16 protein-coding genes are annotated in these 18724 nt (G+C 64.5%); 11 read left to right on the top strand and 5 right to left on the bottom strand.

All coding sequences use genetic code 11. The features are described from left to right. Positions 1-49: 49 nt before the first annotated feature. On the bottom strand, positions 50-1114 hold the full coding sequence (locus ACIQXM_RS06865; RefSeq protein WP_400929453.1) for a LacI family DNA-binding transcriptional regulator: 1065 nt from the start codon (positions 1112-1114) through the stop codon (positions 50-52). Between the two features lie 61 nt (positions 1115-1175). Further along, positions 1176-2090, bottom strand: coding sequence for an aldose-1-epimerase (locus tag ACIQXM_RS06860; protein ID WP_400929450.1), 915 nt, complete (start codon positions 2088-2090; stop codon positions 1176-1178). Between the two features lie 395 nt (positions 2091-2485). Between ACIQXM_RS06860 and ACIQXM_RS06855 the strand changes: the two genes are divergently transcribed. The 7 genes from ACIQXM_RS06855 to ACIQXM_RS06825 all read left to right on the top strand — a co-directional run bounded on the left by ACIQXM_RS06855 (position 2486) and on the right by ACIQXM_RS06825 (position 10379). Beyond that, positions 2486-3703 (top strand): ABC transporter substrate-binding protein, encoded by a 1218-nt coding sequence (locus ACIQXM_RS06855; protein ID WP_400929447.1) that lies wholly within the window; start codon positions 2486-2488, stop codon positions 3701-3703. A 100-nt stretch (positions 3704-3803) separates the two neighbouring features. Further along, the gene (locus ACIQXM_RS06850; RefSeq protein ID WP_400929444.1) at positions 3804-4703 is read left to right on the top strand and encodes a carbohydrate ABC transporter permease; all 900 of its coding nucleotides are present in this window, start codon (positions 3804-3806) and stop codon (positions 4701-4703) included. 11 nt (positions 4704-4714) lie between these two features. Next, the gene (locus ACIQXM_RS06845; protein ID WP_400929441.1) at positions 4715-5665 is read left to right on the top strand and encodes a carbohydrate ABC transporter permease; all 951 of its coding nucleotides are present in this window, start codon (positions 4715-4717) and stop codon (positions 5663-5665) included. A 5-nt stretch (positions 5666-5670) separates the two neighbouring features. After that, positions 5671-7047 carry an arabinan endo-1,5-alpha-L-arabinosidase gene (locus tag ACIQXM_RS06840; protein WP_400929438.1) on the top strand — a complete coding sequence of 459 codons (1377 nt, stop codon included), beginning with the start codon at positions 5671-5673 and terminating at the stop codon, positions 7045-7047. Beyond that, positions 7044-7730 (top strand): YesL family protein, encoded by a 687-nt coding sequence (locus ACIQXM_RS06835; protein ID WP_400929435.1) that lies wholly within the window; start codon positions 7044-7046, stop codon positions 7728-7730. The genes ACIQXM_RS06840 and ACIQXM_RS06835 overlap by 4 nt, the downstream gene beginning before the upstream one ends. 91 nt (positions 7731-7821) lie before the next feature. Further along, a complete protein-coding gene (locus ACIQXM_RS06830; RefSeq protein ID WP_400929433.1) occupies positions 7822-9375 on the top strand; it encodes an alpha-N-arabinofuranosidase in 1554 nt (517 codons plus the stop codon). Further along, on the top strand, positions 9375-10379 hold the full coding sequence (locus ACIQXM_RS06825) for an arabinan endo-1,5-alpha-L-arabinosidase (protein WP_400929431.1): 1005 nt from the start codon (positions 9375-9377) through the stop codon (positions 10377-10379). Before ACIQXM_RS06830 ends, ACIQXM_RS06825 begins: the two co-directional genes overlap by 1 nt. Here the strand turns inward: ACIQXM_RS06825 and ACIQXM_RS06820 are convergent. Further along, positions 10376-11095, bottom strand: a complete 720-nt coding sequence (locus ACIQXM_RS06820; RefSeq protein ID WP_400929428.1) for an ABC transporter ATP-binding protein — start codon at positions 11093-11095, stop codon at positions 10376-10378. The genes ACIQXM_RS06825 and ACIQXM_RS06820 overlap by 4 nt on opposite strands. Positions 11096-11136: 41 nt before the next feature. Next, entirely contained in the window at positions 11137-12225 is a 1089-nt protein-coding gene (locus ACIQXM_RS06815) for an ABC transporter permease (protein ID WP_400929425.1), read from the bottom strand. Positions 12226-12405: 180 nt separating this feature from the next. Here ACIQXM_RS06815 and ACIQXM_RS06810 point away from each other — a divergent pair, with 180 nt between their 5' ends. After that, positions 12406-13707 (top strand): sensor histidine kinase, encoded by a 1302-nt coding sequence (locus ACIQXM_RS06810; RefSeq protein WP_400929422.1) that lies wholly within the window; start codon positions 12406-12408, stop codon positions 13705-13707. After that, positions 13704-14345 (top strand): response regulator, encoded by a 642-nt coding sequence (locus ACIQXM_RS06805; RefSeq protein WP_400929419.1) that lies wholly within the window; start codon positions 13704-13706, stop codon positions 14343-14345. The genes ACIQXM_RS06810 and ACIQXM_RS06805 overlap by 4 nt, the downstream gene beginning before the upstream one ends. Positions 14346-14357: 12 nt before the next feature. Here ACIQXM_RS06805 and ACIQXM_RS06800 read toward each other — a convergent pair whose 3' ends face one another. Continuing rightward, positions 14358-16073, bottom strand: coding sequence for an alpha-glucosidase (locus ACIQXM_RS06800; RefSeq protein WP_400929416.1), 1716 nt, complete (start codon positions 16071-16073; stop codon positions 14358-14360). 303 nt (positions 16074-16376) lie between these two features. On the opposite strand from ACIQXM_RS06800, the gene ACIQXM_RS06795 reads away from it, so the two are divergent. Both ACIQXM_RS06795 and ligD read left to right on the top strand, forming a co-directional pair. After that, positions 16377-17600, top strand: a complete 1224-nt coding sequence (locus tag ACIQXM_RS06795; RefSeq protein WP_400929413.1) for an MFS transporter — start codon at positions 16377-16379, stop codon at positions 17598-17600. 59 nt (positions 17601-17659) lie between these two features. After that, positions 17660-18682 carry a non-homologous end-joining DNA ligase gene (gene ligD, locus ACIQXM_RS06790; protein WP_400929410.1) on the top strand — a complete coding sequence of 341 codons (1023 nt, stop codon included), beginning with the start codon at positions 17660-17662 and terminating at the stop codon, positions 18680-18682. Positions 18683-18724: the final 42 nt, after the last annotated feature.

The following is an 18724-nucleotide window of genomic DNA, read 5'->3' as shown; positions in this document are numbered from 1 at the left end:
CGTCCCAGCCCTCAGAAGGACATCTTCTGCCATCTCGCGGGGGAAATGGTCAGGTGGCCGGAGGTGCGGTGCTGCTGCGGACTACAAGTTCGGGAACGGCAATGCCCTGCGGCTCGGGAGCCGACTCCGCTGATTCCGTGCCTGCGGCGTTGGCCTCATGAGCCGTCCCGGCGGCATCGGAACCGGCGACCTGGCCCAGCAGCATGTCGATGCAGTAACTGCCCATGCTGCGAAAGTCCTGCCGGATGGTCGTCAGCGGGGGCAGGAAATAGGCTGCTTCGGGCTGATCGTCAAACCCCACCACGCTGACGTCGTCGGGGACCCGAATCCCGCGCTCGTGCAGGGCACGCATGAACCCCAGCGCCATCTGGTCATTCGCCACAAAGACAGCTGTGGCCGCGGCAGCATCAAATTCCAGGCCCGTGCGGTACCCCGACTCCGCACCCCAGTCACCCACCATGGGGGCAGCCGCAGGAAGACCGCGCGCGGCCAGTTCCTCCCGCCATCCGGCGGTCCGGCGCCGCGCGTCCATCCACGGCTCCGGACCGGCCAGATGGGCAATTGAGCGGTGCCCCAGGTCAGCGAGGTGCGCCACTGCGGTTCGGGCAGCCTGTTCCTGGCTGCCTTCGGGAGCCAGGCCGCTGGCAACGATCTCCAGCGGAATCTTCAATTCCAAAGTGCGGAAAAGATCGACGCCGGCCTGCACGGGAGCCACCACCACAATTCCGTCCGGGGCCTGATTCAGCAGATGGTTGACGGACTCCAGCATGGCAGCCCGGGTCTTCTCCCGCAGGCCGGCAACGCTGACAAAATAGCCGTTCCGAAACGCTGCCTCCTGCAGGCCCAGCAGGGTGCTTGCAGGCCCGTACTGCTCCAGTTCCGTGATGATCACGCCGATTACCTTGGAAGAGCGGGTGACGAGGGACCGCGCCGCCGCGTTGCGCCGGTACCCGAGCTCGGAGATGGCAGCCGAAACACGTTCCTTCGTGTCCGGACTGACATTGGGGTGGTCGTTCAACACGCGCGACACCGTTTGGTGGGAAACACCGGCAACGCGGGCAACGTCCTCCATGGTCGGAGCGGATCCGGTCGGCCTGCGGCGTGACGGGGGCATGAACTTCTTTCGATAGGGACCGGCGCGGCGGCGCAGGCGGGAGTGGCAGGAAAACCCGAGGTTATCCGGCGCTGATGGAATAAGAAAAAACGTGGTCCTCGCCGGGCTCCAGCACCACCAGATCGGTGCCCGTATTGAATGCGTTGGGCGGGCAGGTCATCGGCTCCACTGCCATGCCGCGCCGTCCGAGCTCTTCGCCGGAATAGACCTGCAGCCAACCCGTTGCCCCTGCGCCGGCGGGGGAGGAAAGGACGGCGGCTTTGCCCGTTGCGGGGTCCCGCAGGCTGACCTGCCAGCCACCCTCGGGCAAGCCGGTGAAGGCATGGTCCAGGCTCATTGATCCGAGGAGACGGGGACGGGAGAAGTCGAAGTCGGTGCCCGTTGTTTCCTTCAACGCCAGCGGCAGCAGCCGCTCATCAGTCATCAAGACCTGTGCCGCGGAGAAAGCCACCTCACAATTATCCACCGGCTTCCCGCCCACGGTGAGGTACGGATGCGAGGAGACGCCGTAGGGTGCGGGCGTCCGGCCCGCGTTTGCGGCCCGGACCCTCACAGTCAGTCCGCTCTCGGCATCCAGGGTGAACTCGGCCCGCAGCAGCAGCTGGTGCGGATACCCGGGCTGTCCGTGCAGAAGGTGTTCCAGGACCACCGCGTTGACGGATCGGTCGGCGACCTCCCACTCGGACCACACCACCAGCCCGTGCAGGGCCGTGCCGGTGGAGGCTTCGTTCACGGGTACCTCATACGTCTGGCCGTCAAAGACGTACTTGCCGCCGTCAATCCGGTTGGGCCAGGGGACCAGCGTCTTGCCCGCGTAGGCATGCGGTACACGGTCCGGGTCAAAGGGCAGGACCAGATCCACACCGTCATGGCTCAGGCTTTGGATTCCCGCCCCGACCGCAGCGATGCCCGCCCGGTAACCGCCTGCTGTCAACGTGACGATCTGTCCATTCGGGCTGGCTGCTCGGCGGGTCATGTGTGGCTCCTGTCAGAGGTGGCAGAGGGAGGGTGAGGCTACGGAAAACGCGTTCTTGCAAGGATGCCAGAATTTTTTGCCGCTCCGTGGCCAACTTTGTGTGAGCGCTAACATAACCACGGCCAAGCCTGATTTGGAAATGCCGGACGGGCTCCTTGACGGAAAAGGCCAACGCGTGGAGTATTGCTCTTGCAACGTTGTAAACGTGCTGAATCTCACATTTTCTGGCGCGGCAGACACCGCGGTCAATGCACACCACCAACCGGAAGGACCACGTGATAATGAGGTCACGTTCACTTACTGCCAGCGCGGCGTTGGTCGCAGCCGCCGGGCTTATCCTCAGCGGGTGCTCCGCGTCCTCGGGAGCCAGCTCCGACGAAAAGAAGTTAACGTTCATGTTCCGGGGAGGGCCTGATGAAAAGACGGCCTACGACGCAGCCGTGTCACGCTTCGAAGAGGCCAACGGTGTGGACGTAGAAATGATCGTCACCACGGCGGACGAATACAACACCAAGTTGAAAGCGGCCATCGCGGGCAAGCAAATTCCCGATGTTTTCTACGTGGCCCCGGGTGATGTGCAGTCCTACGTGGGAAACGGCATCATCAAGGACATCACCGCCGACGTAGAGGGCAGCGAGTCCATCGATCTGGACAACATCTGGGAGTATGGCATCGACAGCTACCGGTTCGACGGCGAACTGGTTGGCCAGGGGCCCATTTACGCCCTGCCGAAGGACATCGGCCCGTTTTCCTTCGGTTACAACAAGACCATGTTCGAGGAAGCCGGAATCCCCCTACCCGACCCGGACAAGCCCTATACCTTCGATGAATTTGTCACCGTTGCAAAGCAGTTGACCAAGGACACCGACGGCGACGGCGAACTGGACCGCTGGGGAACCGGGCTGAATGCTTCGTGGAACATGCAGGCATTTGCTTGGTCCAACGGGGCGGACTTCCTCAATGAAGACCGCACCAAGGTCACCGTTGACACCCCCGAATTTACCGAAGCACTGCAGTGGTTTGCCGATCTGCAAAACGTGCATGGAGTGACGCCGTCGGCCGGAGAATCCCAGACACTGGATACCTACCAGCGCTGGATGCAGGGCCAAATCGGGTTCTTCCCGATCGCCCCCTGGGACCTCTCAACCTACGAGAAGCTCGATTTCGACTACGACGTCATTCCATATCCGGCAGGCTCCACCGGCAAGCCGGCTACCTGGATCGGCACTTTGGGAATTGCCGTTGCTGAAAGCAGCGATTTCCCCGAGGAAGCAGTGAAACTGGCACAGTACCTGTCCACTGACGTGGAAGCGCAGCAGACGCTGGTGGACGCCGGGGTCCAGATCCCCAATCTGAAGGACATGGCCGAGAAATGGGTGGCCGAGTCCACCACCAAGCCGGCCAACAAGCAGGAGTTCCTGGAGATCGTCAATGACTACGGCCGTCCGCTGCCGGGCGGATTCACGTACAACGCCGAGTGGTATGACGAATTCTTCACCAACATCCAGCCCGTGCTGGACGGTAAGCAGAGTGCTGCCGACTACGTGAAGGAAGCCCAGCCCAAGATGCAGCAGTTCTTGGACTCCGCCAACCAGCAGGCCGGCATCGGATAACTCCGTCGCACAGCAGGTGCCGCGGCACGGAACCGCGGCACCTGCTTCTCATCGCGGCCGCAGCCGTAAGTTCGATCAGAACAATCAAAGAGGATTACTGATGCCCCAGACAATGCGCCGGTCAACGCTCCACCGGCGGGAGCACAGGGCGGCCCTGGCCTTCGTGGCCGTTCCCGTCACCGGGTTCCTGCTTTTTACCCTGTATCCGCTCGGCTATTCGGTGTACGCCTCCTTCACGGACTGGAACGGCCTGTCCGCACCGAAATTCAGCGGGCTCAAAAACTACGTCACGATGTTCCAGGATCCGTATTTCCGCAAATCTCTTTGGAACACCGTCTTTATGATGTTGGCCATTCCCGTGGGCCTGGTGGTTTCGCTGGCGCTGGCGCTGGCCATGAACCGCAAGATGCGGGGAACAACATTTTTCCGAACCGTGTATTACCTGCCGGTAATCTCCTCAATTGCAGCCGTTGCCATTCTCTGGCAGTGGGCGTTCAACGGCGACTTCGGACTGATCAACCAGGTATTGGCCCTGGTGGGTATTGACGGCCCCAACTGGCTGCAAAATGCCGGCACCGTGAAACCGGCACTGATGATCATGGCTGTCTGGAAGGGGCTGGGGTATTCGATGCTCCTCTACTTGGCAGCTCTGCAATCAGTGCCCCGCTATCTCTACGAGGCAGCGGCCCTGGACGGAGCAAACGCCTGGAAGCAGTTCGTGAACATCACCATTCCCATGGTCCGTCCCGTGACCTTCTTCCTGCTCGTCACCAGCATCATCGGCGGTTCACAGGTTTTCGTCGAAGTGAACATCATGACCCCCACCGGCGGCCCGGAGTTCTCCTCCGCAACCATCGTTTGGTACATCTGGCAGAAGGCGTTCGACAACCTGCAAATGGGATACGCCTCGGCAATGTCAGTGGTCCTGGGGCTGCTCGTTTTCCTGGTCACGTTCCTGCAGTTCCGCCTTAACCGCCGCAACCAGTTCTCCATCGATTGAGGGCGACCGACATGTCATCATCACACCTGCTCACTCCGCCGCTGAATCCCACCGAGACCATTCCCGGTTCGCCCGGTGCTCCCGCCGCCGGCCGACGGGCCAGCTCCGGACGCGGAAAGTCCGGTCCCGGAGCCCGTCGGGGACCGGGAAACCTGATCGTCGGGTTTTTCCTTTCCCTGGGCGCGATCATCATGGTCGCCCCGCTGGCCTGGACCTTTTCAACCTCGCTCAAGACCCGGGACAATGTCTTCGCCCTTCCGCCGCAATGGATCCCGGATCCCGTGCAGTGGGAGAACTACATCCGCGTCTGGAGCGCCGGACCGCTGCTCAGCGGTATCCAGAACAGCCTGATTGTGGCCTGCTCGGTGACCATCCTGGGCACCGTCTTCTCCGGACTGGCGGCGTTTGCCTTCGCCAAGATGCGCATGCCGTACAAGAACGTCATCTTCCTGTTCCTCCTGGCCGCGCTGATGGTTCCGTTCCCCACGCTGATGATTCCGCAGTTCACGATGTTTGCCGGCCTGGGGTGGGTGGATACGCTCCTGCCGCTGATCGTTCCGTTTGTCTTCGGCAATATCGTGATGATCTTCTTCCTGCGGCAGTACCTGAACAGCGTTCCGGATTCCATGGTGGAGGCAGCCCGCATTGACGGTGCCTCGTTCCTGCAGATTTTCTTCCGGCTCATCCTGCCGATCATCAAGCCTGCGGTGGCTGCTCAGTTCATCCTCTGGTTCATGGCCGTTTGGAACGACTACCTGGCGCCCATCATCTACTTGAACTCGCCGGACATCCAGACACTGCAGCTCGTCATTGCCAGCTTCAATGCCCAGTACGCCATCCAGACCGACTATCCGCTGATTATGGCCGCGTCCTTCATCGCGCTGCTCCCGGTGCTGATCGTATTCCTGGTCTTCCAGCGCCAGATCATCGAATCCATCGCCCTGACCGGTTCAAAGGGCTGAGCGCCGTGCCGACTAACCTTCCGCCTCTTCCCGGACCGGGCTTGCAGCGCCACCCCGGAGACCATGACACCTGGGGGACCAAGCACGCCCACGACCCCACCGTGGTTCGGGCCGACGACGGCACCTACTACATGTTCTCCACTGACGCAGTGGCGAACTCCGAAGCGATTCCGGCCGGAGTCCACATCCGCCGCTCGGCGGATCTCGTGAACTGGACATACTCCGGGACGGCGCTGGACGGCGTTCCGGGCCCGGCTGCCGAATGGACAGGGGCCGCGGGTCTCTGGGCGCCCGAGGTCGTGCGCTGGCCGGATGCGTCCTGGCACATGTATTACTCGGCCTCCACGTTCGGCTCCCGAACATCCGCAATCGGTCTGGCCACCGCAAGGGAGCCTGCCGGCCCCTGGCTGGACCGGGGCCTGGTGCTGACCACCCGCCAGGGCGAATCCGGACAGAACGCCATTGATGCGGCAGTGACTTTTGACCGCGCAGGCCGCCCATGGCTGACCTACGGGTCCTTCTTTGACGGCATCTACTGCCTTCCGCTGGACCCTCAGACAGGCCTGGCTGCAGAGCCGGGGCCGGGAACACTTCTGGCCCGCCGGCCGGAGTCGGTCGACGGCGCCGTGGAAGGTGCCTTTATCCTGTACCGTCCGCAGGAAGACCGTTTTGTCCTCTTCCTCTCCTATGATTCCCTGTTCAGCACCTACAACGTACGGACTGCCGTTGCCACGGACATCACCGGACCGTATCTGGACCGGAACGGAAACCCTCTGACCGAGACCAGCGCAGACCCGCAGCGGACCGGAACGAAGATCCTGGGCAGCTACGCCTTCGACGGCGGCACCGCCTGGCTCGCGCCGGGCCATAACTCGATCTTCACCGACAACTCCGGCAGCTCCGACAGGTCGGAGAGCTCAGCGAGCAGCGACGGTTCCGGCTGCTCTGTTGCCCCGGACCCGGAGGACCTGTTCATGGTGCACCATGTCCGCCGTGCCGATGATCCGTCCCACCACGAAGCCCAGCTGCGCCGCGTGTACTTCACGGCATCGGGCTGGCCCGTGGTTTCACCCCAGCCGTTTGCGGGCCTGGCCTCGGAGCGTCTTCCGGCACCCATTGACGTGGACGGCGTGTGGCAGGTGGTCCGGCTGGATCCGGCCGACTCCGGCATGGCTGGGGCCCGGGATCTTCCCGTGCGGGCGGCATCACCGGCTGCCAGCGACGGAACTCCCGTGGATCTCACCCTGGACGTGGACGGACAGGTGCTCGAAGCGGTGCTGTTTGCAGGCCGCGACTGGGCCGGGAACCGCGACGCACTGTGCTTCAGCGGCCTTGATGCTGAAGGAACGGCCTGGTTCGGCACCCGGGGAGTTTCGGCATGAATACTTCCCTGGGCTGGGCCGAGCGGCTCATGCAGTGGCTGGCCTTCGCCGTCCGGCTGGTACTGATCAATGTGCTCTTTGTGGCCGGAACCGTCACCGGGCTGGGGGTGCTGGGACTGTTTCCGTCGGCCGCGGCCGCTTCTGTGCTGCTGAGCCGGCTCCTGGCCGGAGCAGAAGGGGACCGGCTGGTCCGCGACTTCATTGCTGTCTACCGCCGGCAGTTCCTGCACCTGAACCGGGTGGGCAGCATCTTCTGGGCAGCCGGAGCGCTGGCTGTCGCCAACCTGCTGGCTTTCAGCACACCGGGCGTCAGTCCGCTGACCGGCGCCTCGGTGCCGGGAGCGGTCCTGTTCCTGCTGTTCGCTGCCGTCTCCGTCCTGGCTATCGCGGCGGCCTTCAATGCCGTGGCCATCTGCGCCCGTTACCGGGACACAGTGCTGCGTACCTGGCGCCTGGCCTTTGTCCTTCCGCTGGCATCCCCGGCGGCCGGCCTGGGCGTAATCATGACCCTGGCCGCGGCGGCGATGCTCTTCATCGCCGCTCCGCTGCTGCTGCCCCTGGCCGGAGCCTCCCTGCCTCTGCTGCTCACCGGCTGGCTGGTCAACCGCCGGATCGCCGAACTGGGCGTGGTGCCGCCTCCGGAGCCAATACCCGCAACGGTACCTCCGGCGTCAACTGTGTAGCGCGAAGCGCCTCCGGCAGACAACCCGGCACCCCCTGTACGACCCCCTGATTTTTCACCCGTTCCACCCGCTGTAAAGAAAAGGAAGATCCATGACCGTCACCACCTCTGCCGCCAGCGATACCGCGGCTGCAGCAGCTCCAAAGCCCGTCACTGCAGTAGTGACCCGCGCAGCCTCGGTAGCCCCGATTGACCGGCGTATCTTCGGCTCCTTCGTTGAGCATCTCGGACGCTGCGTCTACGACGGAATCTACGAGCCCTCCCACCCGACCGCCAATGAGGACGGATTCAGGCTCGACGTCGTGGAGCTGGTCAAGGAGCTCGGCTCCACTACCATTCGGTACCCCGGCGGCAACTTTGTTTCCGGTTACCGCTGGGAAGACGGCGTCGGTCCCCGGGAGGAGCGTCCGGTCCGCCGTGACCTGGCCTGGCACGCGATCGAAACCAACCAGGTGGGCCTGAACGAATTTGCCCGCTGGTGCAAGCTCACCAACTCGGAACTGATGATGGCCGTGAACCTGGGCACCCGGGGCATCGAGGAAGCTCTGGACCTGCTCGAGTACTCCAACCATCCCTCCGGCACCGAACTGAGCAACAAGCGGATTGCCGACGGCGCTCCGGAGCCGCACGATATCCGCATGTGGTGCCTGGGCAATGAGATGGACGGACCCTGGCAGATTGGGCACATGTCCGCAGACAACTACGGCCGGCTCGCGGCACGCACCGCCTCGGCCATGAAGACTGCCGACAGCAGCCTGGAACTGGTGGTGTGCGGATCCTCCGGTTCCTCGATGCCCACCTTCGGTGAGTGGGAGCGGGTGGTCCTCGAGCACAGCTACGAAAACGTGGACTACATCTCCTGCCACGCCTACTACCAGGAACGCAACGGAGACCTGGGCTCCTACCTCGCATCGGCCCTGGACATGCAGTACTTCATCGAAACCGTGGTGGCCACCGCCGACCACGTCAAGCACAAGCTGCGCAGCAACAAGACGCTGAAGCTGTCCTTTGACGAGTGGAACATCTGGTACCTGGACGAGCACCGCGAATCCGACGAGGTCAACGACTCGTGGCCGATCGCACCGCGCCAGCTCGAAGACGTCTACTCGGTGGCGGACGCCGTGGTCTTCGGCAACCTGCTGATGACCCTGCTGAAGAACCATGACCGGGTGGGCTCGGCATCCCTGGCCCAGCTCGTGAACGTGATTGCGCCGATCATGACCGAGCCCGGAGGAGACGCCTGGCGCCAGACCACCTTCTTCCCGTTCTCGGTGACGTCCCGGCTGGCCCGCGGCGAGGTCCTGCTGCCGCGGATCACCTCCGGCACCTACACGACGGCCGTCTACGGCGAGGCACCCCTGGTCGACGTCGTCGCAACCACGGACACGGCCGCCGGAAACTCGGCCGTGTTCCTGGTCAACCGCAGCCAGACCGAGACCCTCGAGGTATCCGTCGACGTCAGCGACCTCAACGCCGCCGTCGTCACCGAAGCGCACACCCTGCACGACGAGGACGTGTACGCCAAGAACACCCTGACGGACCAGAACCGCGTGGGCCTGAAGGAACTTTCCGGCGTGGTGCTGCAGGACGGCATCCTCACGGTCCGACTTGCTCCGGTCTCATGGTCCGCCGTCGCACTGGCCTGATGGTCTCCGCCGTCCGGGGCGGCAGGCAGCTGATGCTGGCTGCCGCCCTGGCGGCGGGCCTCACCGCGGGATTGACCGGCTGCGCCGACAGCCCCGGGCTACGGGATTCCAGCGGTGACTTCTTCACCCATGACCCCGCACTGGTCGCGGGTGCGGAGGGAGAACCCTGGTTCATCTATTCCACCGGAAACGGGGACATTGCCGACGGGAATGTGCAGATCCGGCGCTCGACGGACGGTGTGGACTGGGACTACGCCGGAGAAGTCTGGCAGGAGAAACCGGCATGGGTCACTGAGGCGGTGCCAAAGACCGACAACCTGTGGGCACCGGAGCTCTATGAACATGACGGCACCTGGTATTTGTACTACTCGGCGTCGTCTTTCGGCAGCAACCTCTCGGTCATCGGACTGGCAACCAACACCACACTGGATCCAGCGGACCCGGAGTATGAATGGGTGGACCGCGGTCCGGTCATTTCCTCGCTCGGCGAGGATTTCAACGCCATCGATCCTGGCATCGTGGAGGACGAGGACGGAACGCCGTGGATGAGTTTCGGCTCGTTCTGGTCCGGAATTCGCATGGTGCAGCTGGACTGGTCGGACGGTAAACGCGCCGACGACGCCACTCCGCTAACCCTGGCAGGCCGGAATGCTCCGCCCAATGCCATCGAGGCCCCGTATATCTTGAACCGCGACGGATTTTATTACTTGTTCGTGTCCCGCGATTTCTGCTGCCAGGGAGCCGAGAGCACGTACAACATCGCGGTAGGACGCTCCACCGAGGTGACCGGCCCGTATCTGGACGCGGACGGGGTGGCCATGACGGACGACGGCGGCACTGAACTCCTGTCCACGGACGGTTCAAGGACCGGCCCCGGCGGCCAATCCGTGTCCGGAAATTATCTGGGGTTCCACTACTATGACCGGGAACTCGACGGTGCCTTCCGGCTGGGTATCACGGAGCTGAAGTGGGAGGATGGCTGGCCCACAACCACGTGGAGCTAGAGTGCAGCACCAACCCGGCCGAAGTTCGTCAGCAGGTCGTCCTTCAGGCAGCCGTCGCGCATGACCGCCACGGCGTCGGTGAGCGGGACAAAGTCCGTGTCATGCGTGACCATGACCGTCCCGAAGCCAAATTCCCGGGTCAGTTGCACGAGCAGCTTCACAATGCTCTCGGAGCGTTCATGGTCCAGCGCTGCCGTGGGCTCATCCACCAGCATCAGGGCCGGACTTCCCATCAGTGCGCGTGCAATGTTGACCCGCTGCCGCTGGCCGCCGGACAGCTGGTGCGGGCGCTTGTCCGCTGCTGAAGCCAGGCCCACGAGGTCCAGCAATTCCAGTGCCCGCGCGGCGGACGCGGAGGCGTGCACCCCGCGCAGCCGGTCGGTGATGATCAGCTGTTCCGCCGCGGTGAGGGAAGGCAGCAAATTGGGTTGCTGGAAGATCAAGCCCACTTTGTCGCGCCGCAGGGTGGTGCGGCCGGCGTCGTCCAGCAAAGCGGTGTCCGTGCCGGAGACAACCACGGATCCGGAGGTAGGGCGAATCAGCGTGGCTGCGACGGCCAGCAGTGACGATTTGCCGGAGCCTGAGGGGCCCGTCAGGGAGAGGATCCGGCCGGCCGGAACGTGCAGGCTGACATTATCCAGTGCCTTGAGCGTTCCCTCGCCGTCGGGGTATTCCAGAGTGACGCCGGTCAGGGACAGAGCAGCAGATGCAGTCATGGGGTGGTCCTTTCGAGAGGGGTTTGTTGAGGCGGGCATCGTCAGTTCCCGCCCAGGGCGGTCAGCGGGTCGACTTTGGTGACGCTGCGGACGGCGAGCGCAGCCCCGGCCAGGCCCAGAACGATGATTCCCAGAACGGGCAGCACCGTGGTGGCTGTGCTGGTGAGGAACGGGGCAACCTGTGCTGCAACAGCACCGATTCCCACACCCAAAAGGCCACCCAGGAGGGCACCGCTGACCAGAACAATGGCTGCCTGCGCAAGCGCATCCCGGAGCAGGTAGGAAGAGGAGCCGCCCAGCGCCTTGAGCACCGCAATGTCCCGGGTGCGCTGCACGGTCCAAACGGTCAGGAACGCCACGATCACCAGCGCGGAAATTCCATAGAGGAACACCTGCATCAGGAGCAGCGATCCGTTTTCGGATGTGTAGGAGCCCAGGGCCTTGAAGGAGCCGCGGACGTCAGTGGAGACCGTCCCGGCGGCAGCGTCAGCGGATTTCGCTGCGGCGTCATCCGCGTCGGCGACGATGACGGTGGCAACCGGCGGTTCGGACAGGGACGCGTCTTCGGTGTGGGACACCTGCTGCCAGGTGTCCAGCGAAGCCCACGCCACCGGGGTGTGGCTGTACCAGGAGTCTTCCGAGACGGAGCTCACCGTCAGGCTGCGTCCCCCCAGGTCCACCCTGCCGCCGACGTCAACGCCAAGGTCCTCTGCGGTGGAGGCACCAAGGATGACACCGCCGTCGGCCACCTTTTGGGGAGCCAGCGCGGATCCGGGCTCGACGCCGAAAACCGCAACGTTGGCGGTGGAGCCAGCCACGGCCCGGGTTTGGGTGATGCCAAGCGGTTCCGCGCGGCTCACCCCTTCAGTGTTCCGCCATTGCTGCAGTTGCCCGGCGGTGACCACTGACTCGGTGTAGGAGGCCTTCGCCCCGGTGTTTCCGGGAGCGCCGAACGCCACGGAGTTGACCCCGTGGTCCTCAAGCCCGGCCACAGCGGCAGTGTTTTGGTTGCCCAGGCCGGCGGTGAGCCCGGAGAGCAGTACCAGCAGCAGGGAGATCAGTGCCACCACGCTGCCCATCAGGGCAAAGCGCCCCTTGGCAAAGCGAATGTCACGAAGTGCGAGATACACGATGGTTCCTTCCAGATCGCCGGCCGGAATGTCCGGCCTGTTGTCCTTGTCTTCCACCGTCCCGTGAAACGCGCACCAATCCATCCGACGGGCGGTCGATCCCCGCAAACTGTTGGGTTGAGCCGACGCTCCACCAAACGGTTGATGTGCCGGGCAGGGCTGCGCCCTAGGCTGGGACATATGAGCGCCCCCTACACCCCTGCCGACGGCGCTTCCCCCGGAGATGTGGTGCTGCAGGCGCTGCGCATCGCCCTGCACACCGCATTTGCCGGCCTGCTGGTACTGGCCGTGGTTCAGATGAGCATCACGGCGCAGAGCTGGCCGGCGCGCGTGAGTGCCTATGCGGGAAGTGCACTCCTGGCTGCCGTGTACGTCACGGGCACCGTGGCTGAAAGCCGCCATGCCTCCACCGGGAGGGGGCCCGATCCCCGCCGCTACGGTGCAGCGTGGCTCGGTGCAGTGACGGCGCTGTGGCTGGGCCTGCTGATGATCAGCCCGGAGTTCTCCTGGCTGGCCTTCCCGCTGTTCTTCCTGGATCTTCAGCTGTTGCGGACCCTGCCGGCGCTCGCTGCCGTCCTCGTCACCACCGCCGCCGTCGTCCTAGCGCAGTGGGCCCGCACCGGCCACCCCAGTGCGGCCGCCCTCCTGGGACCCGTGATCGGCGCCCTGTTTGCTGTCGTCATGGGAAGTGCGTACTCGGCCCTCCACCGTGAGAGTGTCAACCAGCGCCTGGCTCTCGCAGAGCTGCACCGCACGCGCGGCGAGCTGGCCGCATCCCAGCACCTCGCCGGAGTGCTGACCGAGCGCGAACGGTTGGCACGCGAAATCCACGACACCCTGGCCCAGGGCCTTTCCAGCATCGTCCTGCTTTCCCGTGCGGCCGGAAGCGCCCTCGATGCCGGTGACCCGGTGCTTGCCAGGGAACGCCTCCAACTGGTGCAGAGCACCGCCGCTGACAACCTCACGGAGGCCCGGAGGTTTGTCCGCGGCCTGGCTGCGGCACCCCTGGAGCAGGGATCCCTCGATGCACGCCTCGCCGCGCTGTGTTCGGATGCTGAGCGGCGGGTCGCTGCTGCCGGCGGAGTCCTGAAGTGCCTGTTCCGGGTGGACGGTGCTCCGGTTCCCCTGCACCCGGCCTATGAGACAACTCTGCTGCGGGCAGCACAGTCCCTGTTGGCCAACATTGAGGCACATGCCGGTGCTTCCAGTGCTGTCCTCACGCTGGAATACTCCCCGGATTCGGTGGCACTGGATGTGTTCGACGACGGCGCCGGCTTTGATCCGGCGGTGCTTCCCGCCGGCCCCCGGGCCGATGGAACAGGATTTGGCCTGCTCTCGTTGCGCGAGCGGATTTCCGATCTGCACGGTTCGCTGAGCGTGGAGTCGGCGCCGGGGGAGGGCACCGTGGTGGCGCTGAGGCTGCCGTTGAATCCCGACCCGGACTCCGCCGCGGCCGCCGCTGCTCCCGGAGACGGCGCATGAACGGCATTCGTGTCCTGCTGGTGGATGACCACCCGGTGGTCCGAGCCGGGCTGCGGGCGCTGCTGGGTGACTTTGACGGGCTGGAAGTGGCCGCAGAAGCAGCCGACGGCGCGGCGGCCATCGCCGAGGTAGCCCGGCAGGAGACCTTGGGTACGCCGTTCGATGTGGTGCTGATGGATCTTCAGATGGGACCCGGCCTGGACGGCGCGGAGGCCACGCGGAGGATCCGTGCTGCCGGCGGTCCGCCGGTTCTGATTCTCACCACGTATGACAGTGACGCGGACATCCTTGCCGCCGTGGACGCCGGCGCTGCCGGTTACATGTTGAAGGACGCGGCACCGGAGGACATCCGCGCTGCCGTCGCAGCAGCTGCGCAGGGGCGGACGGCGCTGGCCCCCCAGGTCGCCGGACGCCTGCTCGGACAGCTGCGCAGCCCTGAATCCACACTGAGCCCGCGGGAACTGGAACTGCTGGAGCTGCTGGCTGACGGAATGGCCAACCGCGCCATGGCCCGGAAACTTTTTATCTCCGAAGCCACCGTCAAAACGCATCTGGTGCACATCTACGAGAAACTGGGTGTCGACAACCGTACGGCGGCCGTCAATGAGGCCCGGAAGCGGCGGATCATCCGGCGCTAGGGACAGCTGCCGCTAAGCCCGGGTGGTAGGAACTCCGGTCGAGCGGTGGACCCTGGCCTCCCACGGCCGCAGCATCCCCGGGTCGCCGGGTTCGGTGTAGTTGCCCAGCACCAGTTCCGGACCGCGCAGATAGGCCGGCACGGGAAGAAAACCGGCGGAGACGTTGCACATGATGGTCAGTTCCTCGTTGCCCAGGCGGCGCCGGAAGGCAAAAAGCTGCGGGTCGTTGGGTTCCAGCATTTCAAAGTCTCCGAGGGAAACCAGCAAGGATTCGTGACGCAGTTGGATCAGCTGCCGGTAGTAGCGAAAAATGGACTTTTCGGCGGCCCTGTCCGCCGCGGCGTTAACGGACCGGTAGTTGGGATTGACGTCTATCCAGGGCTGGCCGGCAGTAAAACCCGCGTTGGGGGAATCATCCCACTGCATGGGAGTCCGGGCATTGTCACGGCTAACCCTTCCCAGGGTGTCCAGCACATGTTCCTCGTTTATGCCCCTGGCCACCGCGTAGTCATAGTAGGCGAACGATTCCACATCCCGGTACTGGTCCAGCGATGTGAAGCCGGCATTGGTCATTCCGATTTCGTCGCCCTGGTAAATGAACGGCGTGCCGCGCTGAAGATGGATCACCGTTGCCCACAGGGTGGCTGATTCATACCGGTACTGCGCGTCATTGCCGAAACGCGACACCGACCGGGGCTGGTCGTGGTTTCCCAGGTAAAGGCTGTTCCAGCCGCGGTCCGCCAGCGAGCGCTGCCACCGGTTCGCGATCGTCTTGAAGTCGCGCAGCTTCATCGGCAGGTGGTCCCATTTGCCGCCCGGCCCGTGGTCCAGGCGCATGTGCTCGAATTGGAAGACCATGTCCAGCTCCCCGCGCAGGGAGTCGGTGAACAGCACCGCCTCCTCCACCGTCACGCCGTCGGTCTCTCCCACCACCAGATACTCACTGGTCCGGTAATCGAAGACCGCCCGCATCATCTCCTGGATGAACTCGTGCACCCTCGGGCCGGAGACGTAGAAAGGAGCCCCGTTCGCGTACATCCCGCCGCTTCCCACCGGGCTGTCCGGCAGGGCGGGCCGTTTGGAGATGAAGTTGATGGCGTCCATGCGGAACCCGTCAATGCCCCGGTCCAGCCACCAGTTCATCATTTCGTAGACACGGGTGCGGACGCGGGTGCTTTCCCAGTTCAAGTCCGGCTGGTGGGGACTGAACAGGTGCAGGTAATACTGCTCGGTCCGGGGATCATATTTCCACGCGCTGCCGCCAAAGATGGATCCCCAGTTATTCGGTTCGGCGCCCGGATTGTCGGGCGAAAATCCCCGCCGCGGATCCCGCCAGTAGTAGGAGTCCCGCGACACGTTGCTGCGCGATGACGATGAGACCACAAAGGCGGAGTGCTCATCGGAGGTGTGGTTCACCACCAGGTCCATGATCAGTTTCATGCCGCGCCGGTGCACCTCGGCCAGCAGAAGTTCGAACTCCTCTTCGGTGCCGTACAGGTGGTCGATGCGCCGGTAGTTGGAGATGTCATAGCCGTTGTCATGCTGGGGAGACTGGTGGATGGGGGAGAGCCAGATAACGTCCACCCCCAGCTCGCTGAGGTAGTCCAGATGTTCAATGACACCCGTGATGTCCCCTATGCCGTCCCCTGTGCTGTCCGCGAAGCTGCGCGTATAGATCTGGTAGACGACGGCGTTGGTCCACCATGCCGGCAGGTACGGGTTCCTCATGGGGCGAAGATCCTTTCGCAGGCGCTCCAAGCGGCGGCGGGGCCCGCCGCATGGCGTGCTTCCGCCTGCCCCCAAAGTGTAGGGCCGGGCATGGACGGTTCAACAGGGACCGGCGTCCGGCGGCGGCCAGCACGGCGGAAACGGATAGCCCGAGGGGCCGGCTGGAAAGCCGGTGAGAGAAGGAGCACATGCACCGCTCTGGATTTCGCTCTCATTTTCAGCGGGCGTAGCGTTGATTGGCCGGTCCAGCAGCTTGTTCCGGCCCCAAGACCCTCGTAACAGAACAAAGCAACAGGAGTATGCGTGACGCCCGGCGCGAAGAAACCCGACCAGAGACTGTGGACCAAGGGTTTCGTCCTTGCCATTATCACCAACTTTTTCCTTTTCCTGGTGTTCTACCTGTTGATGACCACCATGGCACTGTATGCCGTTGAGCAGTTCTCCGCCTCGGACAGCGCCTCCGGTTTTGCCTCAGGCTCCTTTGTTGTCGGAGCCCTCGCAGCCAGGGTCTTCAGCGGCAAGTTCCTGGACTTCGTAGGGCGCCGGCGGCTGCTCCTGGGCGGACTTGTGGTCTTTACCGGTGCTGCACTGCTCTATCCGCTGGCGGACAGCCTCGCCGCGCTGCTGGCCATCCGGCTCCTTCACGGAGCCGCGTTCGGCGCAGCCAGCACCTCCATTTCCGCATCTGTCATGGGATTGATTCCGCGCCGCCGCCGCGGAGAAGGCACCGGATACTTCGGCATTTCCACTACGCTGGCCACCGCCGTCGGACCGTTCCTGGCCGTGCTGATCGTGGACACCATGACCTACGATTTCCTGTTCCTGGCCAGTGCAGCCTGCGCAGCCCTGGCCCTGATTGTCGCCCTGATGCTTCGCCTTCCCGAACGCACGCCCACACCGGTGGAACAGGCCCGCAAATGGCACCTCCGCTTTACGGACATCCTGGATCCGGCCGCCCTGGCCATTGCCTCCGTCATGTTTGTTGCCGGCGCCTCCTATGCCGGAATCCTGACCTTCGTGAACTCCTATGCCCAGGAGGAGAACCTGGTGGCCGCGGCCAGCTCGTTCTTCCTGGTCTACGCCGCTGTGGTGCTGGTTTCCCGCCTGTTCATGGGCCGCCTGCACGACCTCTACGGGGACAACGCCGTCATCTATCCCACCCTGGTCTCTTTCGCCGTCGGCCTGGCCATGCTGGCGTGGGCACCCAACGGCCTGGTGCTGGCAGCTGCGGGAGTGTTTGTGGGCATGGGCTTCGGCACCCTGGTTCCCACCGCCCAGGCCATTGCAGTCACCATGGCCCCGCCGCACCGCATTGGGCTGGCCACCTCCACGTACTTCATCATGCTGGACGCGGGCGTGGGCCTGGGCCCGCTGGCCCTGGGCGCCCTCATCTCCGTGACCGGGTTCCACGGCATGTACTGGCTGCTGGCCGGCTGCATTCTGGCGACCACTGTGCTGTATCACTTTGTCCACGGCCACAAGCACTACCGCCGCAGCGCGGGAACTTCGGGGGACGCCCCGGCCTAAAGACCGCGGCCTGGACGCCCGCCGGTCTCCGGGACCGTCCGGTGCTGTAGGTTATGGCCATGGCCGGCAAAGCAACCACCCTGACTGTCCCTGGTCCGAACGGCGGGCGCGACATGCGCATCTCCAGTCCGGACCGTATCCTGTGGCCCGAACTGGGGCTGACCAAGCTGGACCTGGCGAAGTACACGGCGGAGGTCGGTGAGGCATTCATTGCCGCCAACGGCGACCGCCCGGTGTCGCTGCAGCGGTTTCCGGACGGGATCGACGGCGAACAGTTCTTCTCGAAAAATCCGCCCAAGGGCGCGCCGGACTTTATCCGTGCCGTCACGGTGACCTATCCCAGCGCCCGGGCCCATCCGCAGCTGGTCCTGGATGAGCCGGCTGCCGCCGTTTGGGCGGTGCAGATGAACACCGTGGTGTTCCACCCCTGGCCCTCGCGGACCGAGAACACCGACAACCCGGACCAGCTGCGCATCGATCTGGACCCCCAGCCGGGAACCGGGTTCGACGACGCCGTCCGGGCCGCCTTTGAGCTGCGCGGCGTCCTGGCTGAAGCCGGCCTGGACGCCTTCATCAAGACATCCGGAAACCGCGGCCTGCACGTGTACGCACCCATCACCCCGGACCATGAGTTCCTCGACGTCCGGCACGCCGTGATTGCCGCCGCGCGCGAACTTGTTCGCCGCATGCCTGAGCACGTCACCACGGCCTGGTGGAAAGAGGAACGGGGACAGAAGATCTTTGTCGATTTCAACCAGGCCAACCGGGACCGCACCATTGCCGGTGCCTACAGCCCCCGGGCGCTGCCGCACGCGCCGGTGTCCACCCCGCTGCGCTGGGACGAACTGGAGGGCGCCGACCCGCGCGAGTTCACCGTCCTGACTGTTCCGGAACGGCTGCGGACCCTGGGGGATCCGTGGGCGGACATGGGTGCCAACCCCGGCAGCATCGACGTGCTGCTGCAGTGGTGGCAACGGGACCTGGACAACGGGCTGGGGGAGATGCCGTTTCCGCCGGACTATCCCAAGATGCCCGGCGAACCGATGCGGGTCCAGCCCAGCCGGGCGCGGAAGCGGGACTAGCCGCGCCTGCGGGCGGGGTCCGGCCTGCAGCCGAACCCCGCC

The sequence above is a fragment of the Arthrobacter sp. NPDC097144 genome (assembly GCF_044762205.1).
GTDB lineage: Bacteria > Actinomycetota > Actinomycetes > Actinomycetales > Micrococcaceae > Arthrobacter_B.
This window is presented reverse-complemented; position numbering and strand designations above follow the sequence as displayed.